The sequence below is a fragment of the Anaeromicrobium sediminis genome (assembly GCF_002270055.1).
Classification (GTDB): Bacteria; Bacillota; Clostridia; order Peptostreptococcales; family Thermotaleaceae; genus Anaeromicrobium; species Anaeromicrobium sediminis.
Genome location: NZ_NIBG01000002.1, coordinates 295257 through 312566 on the forward strand (window position 1 = coordinate 295257; position 17310 = coordinate 312566).

The 17310-nt window shown below is 31.6% G+C and carries 16 protein-coding genes; all 16 read left to right on the forward strand.

The window, feature by feature from the left end; genetic code table 11:
* The first annotated feature begins 13 nt into the window (after window positions 1–13).
* A complete protein-coding gene (gene nth, locus CCE28_RS04275; protein ID WP_095131305.1) occupies window positions 14–661 on the forward strand; it encodes an endonuclease III in 648 nt (215 codons plus the stop codon).
* Between the two features lie 445 nt (window positions 662–1106).
* On the forward strand, window positions 1107–2969 hold the full coding sequence (locus tag CCE28_RS04280) for a cell division protein FtsA (RefSeq protein ID WP_095131307.1): 1863 nt from the start codon (window positions 1107–1109) through the stop codon (window positions 2967–2969).
* 259 nt (window positions 2970–3228) lie between these two features.
* Window positions 3229–4638, forward strand: coding sequence for a VanW family protein (locus CCE28_RS04285; protein WP_095131309.1), 1410 nt, complete (start codon window positions 3229–3231; stop codon window positions 4636–4638).
* 217 nt (window positions 4639–4855) lie between these two features.
* Entirely contained in the window at window positions 4856–6202 is a 1347-nt protein-coding gene (locus CCE28_RS04290; RefSeq protein WP_095131311.1) for a lipase family alpha/beta hydrolase, read from the forward strand.
* A gap of 251 nt (window positions 6203–6453) precedes the next feature.
* Window positions 6454–7029: a bifunctional adenosylcobinamide kinase/adenosylcobinamide-phosphate guanylyltransferase gene (cobU, locus tag CCE28_RS04295; RefSeq protein ID WP_095131312.1), complete on the forward strand. Its 576-nt coding sequence runs from the start codon at window positions 6454–6456 to the stop codon at window positions 7027–7029.
* 12 nt (window positions 7030–7041) lie between these two features.
* The gene (gene cobS / locus CCE28_RS04300; RefSeq protein WP_095131313.1) at window positions 7042–7791 is read left to right on the forward strand and encodes an adenosylcobinamide-GDP ribazoletransferase; all 750 of its coding nucleotides are present in this window, start codon (window positions 7042–7044) and stop codon (window positions 7789–7791) included.
* Between the two features lie 49 nt (window positions 7792–7840).
* Window positions 7841–8428 (forward strand): alpha-ribazole phosphatase, encoded by a 588-nt coding sequence (gene cobC, locus CCE28_RS04305; protein ID WP_095131314.1) that lies wholly within the window; start codon window positions 7841–7843, stop codon window positions 8426–8428.
* Window positions 8429–8527: 99 nt separating this feature from the next.
* Complete coding sequence (locus CCE28_RS04310) at window positions 8528–9904, forward strand: cobyrinate a,c-diamide synthase (protein ID WP_095131315.1); 1377 nt, start codon at window positions 8528–8530, stop codon at window positions 9902–9904.
* A gap of 4 nt (window positions 9905–9908) precedes the next feature.
* Window positions 9909–11423 (forward strand): cobyric acid synthase, encoded by a 1515-nt coding sequence (locus CCE28_RS04315; protein ID WP_095131316.1) that lies wholly within the window; start codon window positions 9909–9911, stop codon window positions 11421–11423.
* A gap of 1 nt (window position 11424) precedes the next feature.
* Window positions 11425–12363 carry an adenosylcobinamide-phosphate synthase CbiB gene (cbiB, locus tag CCE28_RS04320; protein WP_095131317.1) on the forward strand — a complete coding sequence of 313 codons (939 nt, stop codon included), beginning with the start codon at window positions 11425–11427 and terminating at the stop codon, window positions 12361–12363.
* Between the two features lie 12 nt (window positions 12364–12375).
* Window positions 12376–13452, forward strand: a complete 1077-nt coding sequence (gene cobD / locus CCE28_RS04325; RefSeq protein WP_095131318.1) for a threonine-phosphate decarboxylase CobD — start codon at window positions 12376–12378, stop codon at window positions 13450–13452.
* On the forward strand, window positions 13442–14314 hold the full coding sequence (locus CCE28_RS04330; protein ID WP_095131319.1) for a GHMP family kinase ATP-binding protein: 873 nt from the start codon (window positions 13442–13444) through the stop codon (window positions 14312–14314). The genes cobD and CCE28_RS04330 overlap by 11 nt, the downstream gene beginning before the upstream one ends.
* 10 nt (window positions 14315–14324) lie before the next feature.
* Window positions 14325–14945, forward strand: a complete 621-nt coding sequence (locus CCE28_RS04335; protein WP_095131320.1) for a precorrin-8X methylmutase — start codon at window positions 14325–14327, stop codon at window positions 14943–14945.
* Window positions 14946–14953: 8 nt separating this feature from the next.
* A complete protein-coding gene (cbiD, locus tag CCE28_RS04340) occupies window positions 14954–16066 on the forward strand; it encodes a cobalt-precorrin-5B (C(1))-methyltransferase CbiD (RefSeq protein WP_095131321.1) in 1113 nt (370 codons plus the stop codon).
* The gene (gene cbiE, locus CCE28_RS04345) at window positions 16067–16696 is read left to right on the forward strand and encodes a precorrin-6y C5,15-methyltransferase (decarboxylating) subunit CbiE (protein ID WP_095131322.1); all 630 of its coding nucleotides are present in this window, start codon (window positions 16067–16069) and stop codon (window positions 16694–16696) included. It abuts the gene before it with no gap.
* Window positions 16683–17267: a precorrin-6Y C5,15-methyltransferase (decarboxylating) subunit CbiT gene (gene cbiT, locus CCE28_RS04350; RefSeq protein ID WP_095131323.1), complete on the forward strand. Its 585-nt coding sequence runs from the start codon at window positions 16683–16685 to the stop codon at window positions 17265–17267. The genes cbiE and cbiT overlap by 14 nt, the downstream gene beginning before the upstream one ends.
* The last annotated feature ends 43 nt before the right edge of the window (window positions 17268–17310 follow it).

Below are 17310 nucleotides of genomic sequence, written 5' to 3' on the forward strand. Positions count from 1 at the left end.
GGACGATAATATAATGAAGAAAAAATTATCTAAAAAAGATATAAACGTTGTCTTAAATAAACTAGAAAAATTATATCCCCATGCAGAATGTGAACTTGCTTATAATTCACCCTTTGAACTATTAATATCCACTATACTTGCTGCTCAATGTACAGATGTGAGGGTTAATAAGGTTACTAGTGAATTGTATAAGGAATATAATACTCCTGAGAAAATATTAGAATTAAGTCAAGAAGAACTTGAAAATAAAATAAGAAGTTGTGGATTTTATTCCACAAAGTCTAAAAATATATTGGCAACATGCAAGATATTAATAGAAAACTATGATGGAGTAGTGCCTGATACGAGGGAAGAGCTTATGAAGTTGCCAGGAGTGGGAAGAAAAACTGCCAATGTGGTAATCAGTAATGCTTATGGTAAACCAGCCATGGCAGTAGATACCCATGTGTTTAGAGTATCTAATAGAATAGGTCTAGTTAATGGGAAAAATGTAGATGAGACAGAACAGCAGCTTATGAAAAATATACCTAAAAATCTTTGGACAGATACCCATCATAGAATAATTTTTTTAGGACGAAGAATATGTAAAGCTAGAAAACCCATATGTGAGGAATGTCCTATAAATGAAGAGTGTCTTTACTATAAAGGAAAAGTTATGTGATTATGTATCTTCGTAAGGTTAGTCGTTAATCGTCATTCGTATTTGGTTTTAACGAATAACGATTAACGTCTAACCAGTGATCTAAATTCAATAAACTCTGGATACTTGCAAGGGAATATGAATGAAAAATTTTTAGAAGGTGGAGCATCAGAACATCCTATGCTGCAAACAATTGTGAACCTTCTACCCTAATTATAAGATTTACACTATTTAGTCTGATAGTGACTTACCTTATAAAATATTTTTTATTTATATGACCGAAGTAAGTTTATATACATTTTGTTTGGAAGTAGTGTATCTATATATAATTTTATTTGACAAAATTAAACAAATTTTCCTTTTAAAATATTGTCTGTACGATGCCTATTAGCAAAAAGAAAGAAGGAAATTGTAAGATTATGAAGAATATATCTTAAGTATATTTAGCGATTGAGGTGTATGAGTAATGGTAGAAGCAGTTAAAGGAAATATAAATCCCCACGAAGTGGTCTTTGCATTAGATATAGGGACTAAGAGTGTAGTAGGTATTGTAGGGCGAAAGACAGATGAGGAATTTGAAATAATAGATTATGATATATTAAAACACCCATCAAGGGCCATGTATGATGGTCAAATCCATGATGTAGAAAAGGTGGCAAAAACTTGTGAGAAAGTAAAGGGAAACCTTGAAGAGAGATTAGGGTTTAAATTAAAATATGTATCCATAGCTGCAGCTGGTAGAGCCTTAAAAACTTATAAGGTTAAGGTGGAAAAGGAAATAGATTTTCTAGCTAAAATAGATAAATCAATTGTAGGATCAATGGAAATTGAAGGTGTGCAAAGGGCACAAGAAACTTTAGATTCTGAAAATAAAGATAAGTCATTGAAGTATTATTGTGTAGGGCATACAGTTGTAAACTATTATTTAGATGATAATATAATGACATCCTTAATTGATCACAAGGGAAATAAAATAAGTGCTGAAATAATAGCTACTTTCTTACCGTATGTAGTTGTAGATAGTTTATATACGGTAATGAATAAAATAGATCTTGAAGTTAAAAGTCTAACCCTAGAGCCTATAGCTGCCATGAATGCAGCCATACCAGAAAAATTGAGATTATTAAACATTGCCTTAGTAGATATAGGTGCTGGCACATCAGATATTGCCCTTACTAAAGATGGAAATGTGGTAGCCTATGCCATGGCTTCTGTGGCAGGAGATGAAATAACAGAAATCTTAGCTAAGGAATTTTTACTAGATTTTAATATGGCAGAAGAACTAAAAATCCAATTAAATAAAAAGAATATGCATACATTTTTGGATATAGTTGGTATTGAATATACTTTAACTACAGAAGAAATACTAGAACGAATAAAAGGCAGTATAGAAAATTTAGCAGATAATATTGCTGAGAATATATTAAAGTACAATAAGAAAGCTCCTAGTGCAGTGTTTTGCATAGGTGGAGGAAGTCAAATCCCCTTATTAACAGAGTTTTTAGCACAAAAATTAGATATAAGACCTGAGAGGGTAGTTGTTAGAGGAACTGAAATTCTTCATAATGTGAAAGTCAATTATGAGGAATTAGGAGGACCAGAGTTTATAACACCAATAGGTATAGGAACTATAGGACACAGTATTCAAAAGGACTTAATTAAGATAACTTTTAATAACAACCTATTTGAAATGTTTAAGACTAAAACTATGAAAGTATCAGATGTACTTATAAAAGCAGGTTTTTCTCCAAACAAGCTAATAAGCAAGAGGGGAAAATCTATGGAAGTATTTTTGGGTGACGAAAAGCATATTATAAGTGGTCAGATTGGAGAAAGTGCTAAAATTTATTTAAACGGTGAAGAGGTAGGCATAGACGCAGCCGTATCAGATAAAGATACTCTTGTAGTAAAAGAAGCTTTACCAGGGAAAGATGGTACTAGCACCTTAATGGATTTTATTCATAAACTAGAGGTAGATGGTGAGAAAATAAAAGGCATTAGAGTAAATAATGAAAAATGTGAATTATCCTATGTGCTGGGGAATAAAGACAGAATAAATATAGAGTTCTTTGAGGATTCCATCATAAAAGAACCTATTCAAAGGGATAAGGGAAGTTCTCTTAAAAAAAAAATTACAAAAGTATATGTGAATAATGAGGAAATACATATAAAAAAAGAGAAAAGTCCCATCTTTATAGATATATTTGATTATATAGATTTTGATAGAAGCAGAGTAAAGGGAAAATTAATAATGAAAGTAAATGATGAAAAAGGAAGTTTTACAGATGTGCTAAATGAAAATGATCATATAGAAATATATTGGGAATAATATGGTGAAATTTGTTTTCAAAAGAAAAAGGAGAGAATAGAATTCTCTCCTAAATTAAAGGGGGAAAATAGTTTTTGGACTGTTTGTCCAATACATTATATGTATGTACTAGGAATGTGTTACTGTTTTTACTTGTGATGTTAAATATAATTGGACGTCATATATTGAGAAAAGGGTGGGATTATTTAAGGAATTAGTAATATAATAATATTCTGAAAAATAAAATATAAATGTAAAGTTGGGATCAGGAGGGGGAAGGTTGGAAGATAAAAAGCACGAAGTTAAAAGTGGTATCTTGATTGTTTTTTTAGTATTTTTAGTTACTACTACAGGTCTAATGTTATTTATATTATCTAGAGATACCATATATAGAGGCGTAAGTATAGAGAATGTAGAGGTAGGTAGTCTCACTCAAAATGAAGCTAGAAATTTACTTAAGGAAAAATTACAAAATGCCATAGATGAAAAGAAAATAGAACTTAAATATGATAAGCAGAGTTGGGTTATCTCAGGAATAGATATTGAATATGGATATGATTATAATAAGGCTATAGAAAAGGCATATAATTTAGGACGGGAAGGAAATCCCTTTAAGAGAATAGAGAAGATTATTGAGTTGTATAAGAATAAGGAAAATATAGATTTAGAAACTACATATAGTAAGGAAAAACTAAATAATATATTAATTGGAATTGAAAAAGATATAAATAAGGAACCTGTAGATGCAAGTATATACAGGGAAAAGGGAAAGTTTGTTATTATAGAAGAACAACTGGCCCCCCATTTAAGTAGAGAAGAAACAGAAAAAGTAATTCATGATAAACTTAAGGAAAATTCAAATAATATGGTTATTCCTTTGGTAGTAAAGACTGTAGGGCCACGGATTACTAAGGATGACTTAGGACAAATAAAAAGTTTATTAGGATATTACGTTACTAGATTTAATACTGGAAAAGTACAAAGAAGTAGTAATATAAAAACAGCAGGAGCATCTATTAATGGAATAGTATTAATGCCTAATGATGAATTTTCATTTAACGATTCAGTAGGTCCACGAACTATACAACAAGGTTATAAACCTGCACCTGTCATATTAAATGGTGAATTGATAGAAGGGATAGGTGGAGGAATTTGTCAAGTATCTAGTACCCTATACAATGCAGCTTTAATGAGTAATTTAGAAATTGTAGAAAGGTATAATCATTCTATTCCATCTACCTATGTGGGTAAGGGGAGAGATGCTACCGTATCCTATGGTGTACTAGACCTTAAATTTAAAAACAATTTAGCTTATCCCATATATATAGAATCTTATGTACACAGAAATCAAATGATAATTAGAATTTATGGAAATAAAATAGATAATACGGTGACACAAATAAAAACCAAATTAGATGAAATAAAAAAGATGCCTATAGAAACAAAGTATGATAATGGCCTAACACAAGGGTCTGAAAGAATAGAGAAAAAAGGTAGAAAAGGGTATAAAGTTAGTACTTATAGAATAATTTATAAAAACGGAAAAATCATTAAGAATGAAAAAATATCAAAAGATTATTATAGACCAAGTAAACAGATAATCATAAGGGGAACAAAGACAATTCCAAAGGTAGAACATAAAGATGTAGATAATGAAGGTGTAGAACCTGAACAAATTATACAAAACTAAGGAAAAGTTGCTATAAAAATAGCAACTTTTTTTGTCCCCAAGAAAATTATAGTAATTTAAAATCTGTGAGCAAAAAATGGAGGGGTGTAGGGGAAGGATTCCTCTGCCTCTTTAAAGGAGGGTGCTCAGCAACTTTAGTATATGCCTGCGGGAACCATAGGGTTCCCTAGCGAAGCATACGAAGTATGCATTTTTGTTTATCGGGAGGGTAGAATATATGAATTCTTTAGTAGCAGCATTAGGATTATTACAATTAAATAGGATGAGAAAAGCCAAGGGAAAAAAAAGACCAATAGTATTCGTACCAGGTTTATATGGTTCCATGGGAGATGAAATTATACCTGGAACGGGAGATTGGCATTTTGGCATTGCTGAAAGTGTATATGGACCATTTATAGAGCAATTAGAAGAAATAGGGTACACAAGGGATAAGGATCTGTTTATAGCCTTTTATGACTGGAGAAAAAGCTGTAATATATGTGCTAAAAAGTATTTGAAGTCAACCATAAATAAGGCAAAGAAGAAAAGTGGATATAAGAAGGTAAATATTATAAGTCATAGTATGGGGGGGCTAGTAAGTAGAGCTTATGCTCAAAGCAATTACTATGAAAAGGATATAGAAGAACTTATATTGGTAGGAACTCCAAATGCAGGTTCTGCCAATGCTTATTATTTCTGGGAAGGTGGCATAGTTCCTTCCGACAGGACCCTTGGTTCTACTTTGTATAAATCTTTAGTAGATGGTTATTTATGGGTTCTCAAAAAGTCCTATGGAACAGAAACAGATATGGAAACTATAAGGAAGTATTTAAAGAGCACAAAGGATTTACTACCATCTAGGAAATATGGCCAATATATATATACTTTAAATAGAAATAATAATAAAGAGTATATAGAGTATGAAAAGATGGCATTTAAAAATGATTTTTTAGATAATTTGAATAAGAAAGAATATATTTTAAAGAGAAGGAATATAAAGGTGCTACTAATAGGTGGAAATGGTTTTGAAACTAATGATTATATAAGAGTTGAAAGGGAACTTAAAAGTAATAATAATGAGTGGCCAGATGGTAGGGCAATTAGTAGTGATAAATCTAAGGATGGAGATGGTACTGTAATGTTAAAGAGTGCCTTTGCCATTGAGGGAGATCAAAAGACCTTTTCTGGAAAGCATACGGAACTATTGCAAAAATGCAGTAACGTAATATTTGGCAGAATGGGTATCCAAAAGGCTTATATTATGCAGAAGAACTTTATGCGAGATTATATAAGTATAAGAGTAAGTGGAAAGGGAAAGGTATCCATAAAGGAACTAAATCGAAATAGAATAAATAGTTTGTACAATGAGACTGAACGGGTTAAAGATGTTCAAATAGAATCCTATGGTAAGAATCTAAGATGGATCATGGTTAGAAATCAGCTGAAAAATAGGGTTTATCTAGAATATGAAGCAACAGAAAATGAAGATATAGAAATTTTAATAGAAGATAGTTTAGGGAGACACAAAATAATTAAGGAGAAAAATGTTCCTAAGAACAAAGTGTATAGAATGAGAATATCCTAGAAGAAATTGAAAGAATCTAAAAAATTTGTTATAGTTTATCCATAGGTCCCTAAGGTCTTAGGGACTTTTTTTACTTGCTATGAAATTATAAATTTTCAAAACGCTAGATAAGTAAAAAAATGAAGGGGGTGTGGGGGAACATCCCCTGCCTCTTTAAAGGAGGATGCTCAGATTACGCTAGTAATCGTCGAAAGGAACCATAGGGTTCCTTAGCGAAGCATACGGAGTATGCCTTTTTTAGGTTAAATAAAATAGTAAAGGGAGGTGTCAGAGTGAGTATAGTATTAGTAACAGGTGGGGCAAGAAGTGGTAAAAGTTCCTTTGCTGAAGAATATATAAAGGAAAGATATGAAAAAGTAGCTTATATAGCTACAGCAATTGCCTTTGATGAGGGAATGGTAGATAGGATTAAAAAGCATCAAGATTCAAGGCCAAAGGATTGGACAACCTATGAACAGTATAAGAATTTACACATGCTCATAAGTGAAATTAATGAATCCAATGAAGTGGCACTACTTGACTGTGTTACCATAATGGTCACTAATTTAATGTTTGAAAAAAATGTGGATTGGGATAATGTATCTAGGGAAGAAATAGATTCTATTGAAGATATGGTGAAAAATGAGTTTCTATTACTCCTTCAAAGGGCCAAGGAAATGAATTTAAATTTAGTATTGGTAACTAATGAATTAGGTATGGGAATAGTTCCTGAAAACAGATTAAGCAGAATCTTTAGGGATATGGCTGGAAGAGTAAACCAACTAATAAGCAAAATGGCCGATGAAGTATATTTTGTAGTATCAGGAATACCTATGAAGATTAAATAGGAGAGATAAGATATGAAAAAGTTAATATTGATGATTCAGTTTCTAACTAGGATTCCCATAAATATTAATTTAGATGTGGATGAGAGTGATTTTTTAGATGGAATTATGTACTTTCCCTTAGTAGGAATTATAATAGGCCTATTTGTAAGTGGATCATATTATTTGGGATATTCCCTAGGGGGTTCGTTCTTGGGGGCTGTATTTACTGTGGTAGGTGGAGTTTTTATTACGGGAGGACTTCATTTAGATGGCCTCTCTGATACCTTTGATGGAATATACTCTAATAGGGATAAGGAAAGAATACTAGAGATAATGAAGGATAGTAGGCTAGGGGCTAATGGAGCTTTGGCCATGTTAATACTTATAATCTTAAAAATAAGTTTGATTAAGACTTTAGGTGAAAAGCTAAGCGGAAATGAAATATATTATTATCTCATATTAATGCCTGTCTTTGCTAGAATGTGTCAAGTTTTTGGAGCAAGGTTTTCTGTGTATGCAAGGAATAATGGTATGGGTGGATTTTTCATAGGAAAAACAACTAATAAGCATTTAATTGGAGCATTAATAACTTGTGTCTTAATAAGTTTAATAAAGATAGAAATAGTGTGGATATTTTTAGTGGCATATGTATTTTCCATATGGTATATAAATCATATAAGTTCAAAAATAGGTGGAATGACAGGAGATACTTTAGGTGCCCTTTGTGAGCTTGGAGAAGTATTTTATACATTTGTGATTTTAGTTTATGTTGTTTTATCTTAGGGTGACGGACTTACTTCGTCTCAATAAATTAAAAATTAAGAGGTGAATTATGTTAAGACTTATATTGGTAAGGCATGGGGAAGTTAAGGGGAATGTGGATAAGGTCTATTGTGGTTGGATAGATCATGAGCTTACTGAGAATGGCATTAAGCAGGCCAAAGAGGTGGCTTTAAAATTAAAGGATGAGCCTATAGAAAAAATTTATGTGAGTGATTTGAAAAGGACCTTTGAAACGGCCCAGTTTATAAATGAATATCATAAAAGGGATTTAATAAAATCCAATGATTTGAGGGAAATTAATTTTGGGTTATTTGAAGGTAAGTCATATGGTGAACTAAAAGATACTCATCCTAAAGAATTAAATCTTTGGGCAGATGATTGGAAAGGTTATTGTATGCCTGAGGGGGAAAGTTTAGTTAATATGCACAATAGGGTTACTAAAAAGATTGATGAAATAATAAAAAATGAAGAAGGAACTATACTGGTAGTATCCCATTCTGGAGCCATAAGATCCATAATGGCCCATTTAATTGGTCATGGAATAGATGATTATTGGAAATATAAAATATTAAACTGTACCATAAACCTTATAGAAATAGTAGAAGATTTTCCCGTTCTATTGTATACTAACAAATGAGGTACATAATTCTACATAAAATGTCATATGTAAAAACCGATTTAATCATATGTAAAAACTAAATTTCTAAGAGTGAATAATTAAAAATGAGGGATGTACATGAGTAGAATAGTCTTAGGAGGAAGCCAAAGTGGAGTAGGCAAAACTACTATTTCATTAGGAATTATGGCTGCCCTAAAGAAAAGGGGATTAAATGTACAATCTTTTAAAGTGGGGCCTGATTATATAGACCCAGCCTTTCATACTTTTGTTACAGGGAATAAATCTAGAAACTTGGATAGCTTTATGCTTGAGGAACATAAGATTTTAGATATATACTGTAAAAACAGCCATGACAAGGATATAAACATAATAGAAGGTGTTATGGGATTATATGATGGCTTTGGAACTAAGAAGGATTGTGGAAGTACAGCCCATATTTCTAAAATTACTAAGTCTCCAGTAATACTTATAATAAATGGAAAAGGTATGTCATCAAGTGGAGCTGCTTTAGTTTTAGGATATAAAATGTACGATGAAGATGTAAATATACAAGGTGTAATAATCAACAATGTTTCTAATGAAGTACACTATAACCTCTTAAAAGAAAGCATTGAAAGAGATACTAATATAAAGTGTGTAGGTTATTTAAAGCCTAATGATAATATTTCATTAGAAAGTAGACACTTAGGATTAGTCCCTAGTGTAGAGGTACAAAATTTAAGAAACAAGATAGATGAAATAGGTGAAATGGTTTCAGAGACCATAGACTTAGACGAAATAATAAATATTAGTAAAAGTGCACCTAAAATAGACTATGTACCTAAAAAAAGGGAAAAAATAGGGTCAGTTAATATTGCTGTTGCAATGGATAAAGCCTTTAATTTTTACTACAAAGAAAATCTAGAACTCTTAGAAGAATTAGGAGCAAATTTAATATACTTTAGTCCTCTTAAAGATAAAAACCTACCTGATAATATAGATGGTCTATATTTAGGTGGTGGTTTTCCAGAAGTCTTTAGTAAAGAACTTGAGGAAAATGAAAGAATGAGAATTAGTATATTAAATTCAATTAAGAATGGTTTACCCACTTATGCTGAATGTGGAGGATTTATGTATCTGTGCAATGAAATAGAAAATTTAGCTAAAGAAAAATATAAGATGGTAGGTCTTTATGATACTAGTGCTAAAATGACTAAGAGATTGCAGAGATTTGGATATGTACATGTGAATATGATAGAGGATTGTATAATAGGTAGGTCAGGAGATAGGTTTAAAGCCCATGAATTTCATCGTTCAACAATAGATGAAAAGGATGAATTTGATTATATTTATAGAGTAGATAAATATAGAAACGAAAAGAAAATCAAATCATGGAAATGTGGCCTAAAGAAGTACAATGCCTTTGCAGCTTATGGGCATATACATTTTTATACAAATGAGGAAATACCTAAAAACTTCATAGGAAATTGTATAAAGTATAAGAAAGGGGAATAGGGATTTGGCTAAGAACTTGATGTTTCAAGGAACAGGATCATCTGTTGGAAAAAGCTTGCTTACAGCAGCCTTTTGTAGAATATATTCACAGATGGGACATAAGGTAGCCCCTTTTAAATCTCAAAACATGGCACTTAATTCTTATATAACGAAGAATGGTTTAGAAATGGGACGTGCACAAGTGGTACAAGCAGAAGCTGCTAAAGTAGAACCTAGTGTACTTATGAATCCTATTTTATTAAAGCCTTCAACTGATAAGAAGTGCCAAGTTATACTGAAGGGGAAAGTATATAAAAACATGTCTGCTATGGAATACCATAAATTCAAGCCAGAACTAGCAGATAAGGTTAAGGAAATTTATGATGAACTTCATAATCAATTTGACATTGTATTTTTAGAAGGAGCTGGATCTCCTGCTGAAATAAATTTAAGAGAACACGATTTGGTGAATATGGGAATGGCTGAAATGGCTGATTCACCAGTTATATTAATTGGAGATATAGACAAGGGTGGAGTATTTGCATCTTTATATGGAACCATAATGCTTATGACTGAAGAAGAAAGAAAAAGAATCAAAGGTGTTATAATCAATAAGTTCAGAGGAGATGTGAAAATTTTAGAGCCAGGAATTAAGATGTTAGAGGATTTAATAAATATTCCTGTACTTGGAGTTATTCCATACTCCCATTTAGAAATTGAAGATGAAGATTCATTAGCAGAAAGATTTAAGAAAAATAAGAATACAAAGGGACAAATAGAAGTAGCTGTACTTTATTTACCCCATGTATCTAACTTTACAGATTTAAATGTATTTGAGACACAAGAGGATGTAAACCTTAGATATGTAATGAGGGGTGAATCTATAGGAGACCCAGATATGTTAATAATTCCAGGGTCGAAAAACACTATAGAAGACTTAAAGTACTTAAGGGATGCAGGTCTTGAAAAAGAGATTATAAAACTACATAGACAAAATAAGATTATATTTGGTATATGTGGTGGATATCAAATGCTTGGAAAGACTTTAAAAGATCCACATCATACAGAAAGTAGCATACCAGAGATAAATGGTATAGGTCTACTGGATATAGAAACTGTCTTTGAAACAGAAAAAACTACGACCCAAGTAGAGGCTGAAGTGACTGCTCCTATAGACTATATGGAGAACACATTTATAAAGGGATATGAAATTCATATGGGAAGAAGTTTCTTAGGAAAAGATGCTAAAGTCTTTAGTAATATTAAAGTTAAATTGGGAGAAGAAGTTCTTATAGAAGACGGTGCTATAAATGAAGATGGAAGTGTAATAGGTACTTATATTCATGGTGTATTTGACAATATTAAATTCACTAGAAGTATTTTAAACCACATAAGAGCTAAAAAGGGATTAGATAAGATAGAAAGTGCTATTGAATCCTTTGAAGAGTTTAAAGAACAAGAATATGACAAGCTTGCAAATATAGTAAGAGAAAATATGGATATGGAAACAATAGATAAAATATTAAACGGAGAACTATAATATGCTAAAGATAGTAATAGGGTATATAGGAGATATAATATTTGGAGACCCATATGCTATACCCCATCCTATAAGGTTTATAGGAAAATTAATTAGATTTTTAGAAGATAAGTTGAGGAAGTTTTCTAAGGATAATAAAGGTGAAAAATTAATGGGGTGTATATTAGTACTATTAACTGTAAGTATAACTTATATAGTTACCTATTATTTAGTGAATATATGGAACATAATAGATAATAGTGGTTATATAGCTAAGGTTGTAGAGACGTTTTTTATATTTCAGATACTAGCTACAAAGAGTTTAGATGTGGAAACTAGGAAAGTATTAAAACCCCTTAAAGAGAAAAATATAGGGGAAGCAAGAAAGTTTTTATCCTATATAGTTGGAAGGGATACTAGAGAACTTAATGAAAAGGAAATGACTAGGGCCTGTATAGAAACCATTGCAGAAAGTACTTCAGATGGAATAATAGCACCACTCTTATTTATTTTCATAGGAGGAGCTCCCCTAGGTATGGCATATAAGGCAGTAAATACTCTAGATTCCATGGTAGGGTATAAAAATGATAAGTACTACTACTTTGGATGGGCTAGTGCAAGGGTAGATGATATTGTAGGATTCATACCAGCTAGGATTACAGGAATAGTTACTATAATTACAGCATTTTTTATGAGGTATGATTGTAAAAATGCCTTTAAAATATTCATAAGAGATAGGCTGAATCACAAAAGTCCCAACTCTGCTCATGGAGAGGCAGCTTTTGCTGGAGCATTGCAAATTCAAATAGGGGGAACAAACACTTATTTTGGAAAAAAAGTGTACAAACCTACTATTGGAGATAATATAAAAGAGTTAGAGGTAGATCATATAAATGATGCCATAAGATTAATGTATGGAGTATCCTTTGTAGGACTATTAACTTTTTTAGTTATTTTTTAAGGAGGAGGGAAAATGAATAAAGCAAAACACGGTGGAAACATATACGAGATAGAGAAAAAGTATGGCATTAACAAAGAGGATATAATAGATTTTAGTGCTAACATAAACCCACTAGGTGTACCTGAGAGTTTTAAAAGAGCTTTAATAGAAAATATGGATATAATTAAAAATTATCCAGATCCAGATTATATAAAGTTAAAAGAAAGTATAAGTAAACATAATAAAATAGATAGAGAGAAAATTATTGTAGGAAATGGTGCCACAGAGATCATATTTTCTTTAATAGATATAATAAAACCTAAGAAAAGTCTTTTGTTAGCACCTACATTTGCAGAATATGAAAGAGCTTTAAAAAAAATAGATAGCTCAGTTGAATATTACTTTTTAAAAGAGGAAAATAACTTTTTATTAGATGAGGAATTTTTAAATTATATAAAAGAGGAAATTGATTGCATTATATTATGTAATCCGAATAATCCCACAGGAAAACTTGTGGACAAAGGATTAATTGAGGACATACTGAAAAAAAGTAAGAGGAAAAATATAGAGATAATAATAGATGAGGCATTTATAGATTTTGTTGAGGACTATGAGGATAAAAGTCTCATTAAATATATAGATGAATATGAAAACTTGCATATAATAAGGGCGTTGACTAAATTTTTTGCCATACCGGGATTGAGGCTTGGATATGGTATAACTTCAAATAAAAAAATAATAGAAAAATTTGAAGATAGTAGTGAACCCTGGACTATAAATTCCTATGCTGATTTAGGAGGGCAAGTTCTACTTGAAGACGAGGAATATATTAAAAAAACTAGACAATGGATTAAAGAGGAAAATAACTATTTATATAAAGAGATAAAAGGAATAGAAGGTATAAAAGTGTACAAAAGTACAGTAAACTATCTTCTACTTAAAACGGATAAAACTAATTTAAAAGAAGAGCTAATGAAAAAAAATATATTAATAAGAAGCTGTGATAATTATATTAATTTAGATGAGAGATACTTTAGAGTGGCAGTGAAAAATCGACATTATAATGATAAGTTAATAAGGGCCTTAAAGGAAATATATTATGGAAGTTAAAGCCATATGTCCTGCCTCCTGTGGAGAGTTAATACAGGGCATAATAGGTGATGGAGAAAAACTTATATCCTATGGTGTTGACCTATATACTCATATTCAATTAAAAGAGGAGATGAGTAAAGTTAGGCATATGAGTTTAAATAAATGTTATAGGGCTTTAGAAAAAACTATAGACTATTTTAATGAAGATAAAAGTATACTAGATAATATTAATGTATATAAAGAATCTCAAATTCCAATAGCAAAGGGAATGGCCAGCTCAACAGCAGATATGGCAGCCACCATTGTGGCCATGTGTTCCATGATTAATAGAAAAATCACAGAAGAAGAATTAGCACAAATTTGTGTTTCCGTAGAACCAACAGATAGTACTATTTTCAAAGAACTTACCTTATTTGACCACTTAAACGGACGAAAAATAGAAAACTTTTCTTGGGTACCGAATGTTTCGGTACTAATTTTAGAACCTTCCCACATTTTAGAAACTCAAAAATTTAGAAAATTAGATTACAATTATTTAAGAAATAAGAATAAAGAAAAAATTAAAAGAGCCTACGACACCTTTACTCAGGCATATAAAAATAAAGACATATCCTTACTAGGTAAAGCTAGTGAGTATAGTGCTTTAGCCAATGAAATCATATTAAAGAAGAGTAAACTTAAGGAAATAATGGATTTATCCACTAAATTAGGATGTGCAGGAGTTAATGTGGCCCATAGTGGTACTGTTGTGGGAGTCTTGTATGAAGAATCAAAGGTAGATGAGGATAAATTATTATTTTCTTTTAAGGAAAGCTTTAATAGGGAATATGAAAAAATATATACTACAAAATTAGTAGAGGGTGGAGTAAGGATAATCTAGGAGGATACATATGGATAATTATGTTAAAACGCCTCATTTAATAGAGGAGAAAAGCTTTGAAATAATTACAGAAGAATTGGGAGAAAAGACTTTTCCAGAGGAAATAGGAAAAATAGTAAAAAGAGTAATACATACTACAGCAGATTTTGAATATGCAGATATAACCATTATTTCAGATGGTGCCATAGAGGCAGCTAAGGAAGCTGTAAAAAAAGGATATAATATTGTGACAGATACTAACATGGCTAAATCTGGCATAAATAAGAGAATATTAAAGTCCTTTGGTGGTGAAGTAAGATGCTTTATAGCCGATGAGGATGTGGCTGTAAGAGCAAAGGAAGAGAAAACTACAAGAGCCATGGCGGCTATGAATAAAGCCATAGAAGATGAAACAAATAAAATTTTTGTTATAGGTAATGCACCTACAGCTTTATTTAAATTAAAGGAGCATATGGAAGCTGGACGAGTTAAACCTGCTTTAATTATAGGTGTTCCTGTAGGATTTGTGGGAGCTGCAGAATCTAAAGAGGAACTTGAAAAATTAGATGTACCTTATATAACTATAAGGGGAAGAAAAGGTGGAAGTACAGTGGCAGCTGCCATAATGAATGCCATTTTATACATGATATAGGTGTGACCATGCTAGATAAATATATAGTTAAAAATGGGAAAAAAATGAGATATGGATACACTACAGGTTCTTGTGCAGCAGCTGCTGCCAAGGCTTGTGCCATAATGATTAAGACGGGTAAAATTATTGATCACGTGACTATAGATACTCCAAAGGGGTGGACATTAAATCTTGAAGTTTTAGAGCCAAACCTTGATGCTGGGGAAGCTACTTGTGCCATCAGAAAAGATGGAGGGGATGATCCTGATAACACAAATAACATGCTCATTTATGGAAATGTTAAGCTAAATGATCATGAAAAAATCAACATAACAGGTGGAGTTGGAGTGGGTCTAGTAACTAAAGATGGACTTCAAATTCCTAAAGGAGAATATGCCATAAATCCTGTGCCAAGAAAAATGATAAGAAAAGAAGTAAGAGAAGTCATTGGAGAAAAGATTGGAGCAGATGTGAAGATTTATGCACCAGAGGGTGTTGAAATAGGGAAAAAAACCTTTAACCCAAGACTTGGTATCATAGGAGGTATATCCATATTAGGTACATCTGGAATTGTGGAACCCATGTCAGAGGAAGCCTTTAGAGAATCCTTAAATATAGAGCTTAAGGTGGCTGTTAAAGACAATAAGGATTATATAGTATTAGTTCCTGGAAATTATGGAGAAGATTTGGCACTTAATCACTATAAAATACCTGAGGAAAAAATAGTAAAAACCAGCAATTTCATTGGATATATGCTAGAAAAATGTGTAGAACAAGAAGTTAAAAAAGTATTATTGATAGGCCACATTGGAAAAATGGTAAAGTTAGCAGGTGGGATTTTTTATACTCACAGTAAAATGGCCGATGGAAGAGTTGAGATACTTGCTTCAAATTTAGCCTATTTAGGAGCTCCAACCAACATGATAAAGGAAATTTTTGATTGTGTAACTACAGAGGCTGCTCTAGATATTATAGAAAAAAGTCCTTATAAAGAAGTATATAATCTCTTAATAGACAAATGTGAGAAAAGAGCTAATATGAGAATTTATGAGGAATTAGAAGTTGGGGTAATAACCTTTTCTATGACAAAGGGCGTCCTTGCAGTAGGGGAAAAAGCTAAAAAAATGTTGGAGGAAATATAAATGTCAAAATTTTATGTCCTAGGAATGGGACCAGGAAACGAAAAATACATTTTACCCATAACTAAGGAAATTATTAGTGAGTGTCATGTATTAATCGGAGGAAAGAGAAATCTACAATATTTTGAACACCTAAATAAGGAAAAACTTTATATATCAGCAGATTTAAATAAAATAGTTGACTATGTTAAAAATAACTATAAAAGAAAGAAAATATGTTTTTTACTTTCTGGGGATACGGGTTTTTATAGTATGACTACATTTATAAAAAAACACTTTTCAAAGGATGACATGATAGTTATACCTGGAATTAGTTCATTTCAATATATGGCAGCTAAAATTGGGGAAGAATACAATGATGCACTCCTTGGTAGTGTTCATGGAAGAGATTTTGATTATATAAGTAAATTAAAGGAATATAATAAAATATTTTTGTTAACAGATAAAAAAAATTCTCCTAAAAGTATAGCTAAAAATTTAATAGAAAATAAGATGGAAGATTGTCTTTTAGCAGTTGGAGAAAATTTGTCCTACGAAAATGAGAAAATAACTTTGGGAAGTCCCAAAAATATTTTAGATATAGATGAATTTAGTATGTCGGTGGTGATGATAAAAAGACATGTGGAATTATAAAACTTTTGGCATTCCTGATGAAGAATTCATTAGGGGCAAGGTGCCTATGACTAAAGAGGAAGTTAGAACTATTACCATATCAAAATTAAGGTTACAAGAAGACCATACGGTAGTAGATATAGGAGCAGGAACAGGTTCCCTATCCATAGAAGCCGCATTGGTTTGTAAAAATGGAACGGTTCTTTCCATAGAGAGAAAAGAAGAGGGAATAGATCTTATTAAAAAGAATATGGAAAAATTTCATATTAACAATTTAATACCTATTCATGGGAAAGCTGTAGAGGCTTTAAATGACATAGATTTTTTCCATAGGGCTATCATAGGTGGTAGTGGAGGTCAATTGGAAGAAATAGTTAGAATGTGTCATGAAAAATTAGTAGATGGTGGTATTTTAGTAGTAAATGCCATTACCATAGAAACCTTATACAATTCCATTAAGTTTATGGAAAAGGAAGGGTTTGAAAAGATAGAAACTATATGTGTAAACATATCTAGGGGAGATAAACTAGGGAATTACACATTGATGAAGGGATTAAATCCCATATATATAATTACGGGAAAAAAACAATAGGGAGCTAGGTTTATGTGAACCTATTTCAGTCAACCATATTAAA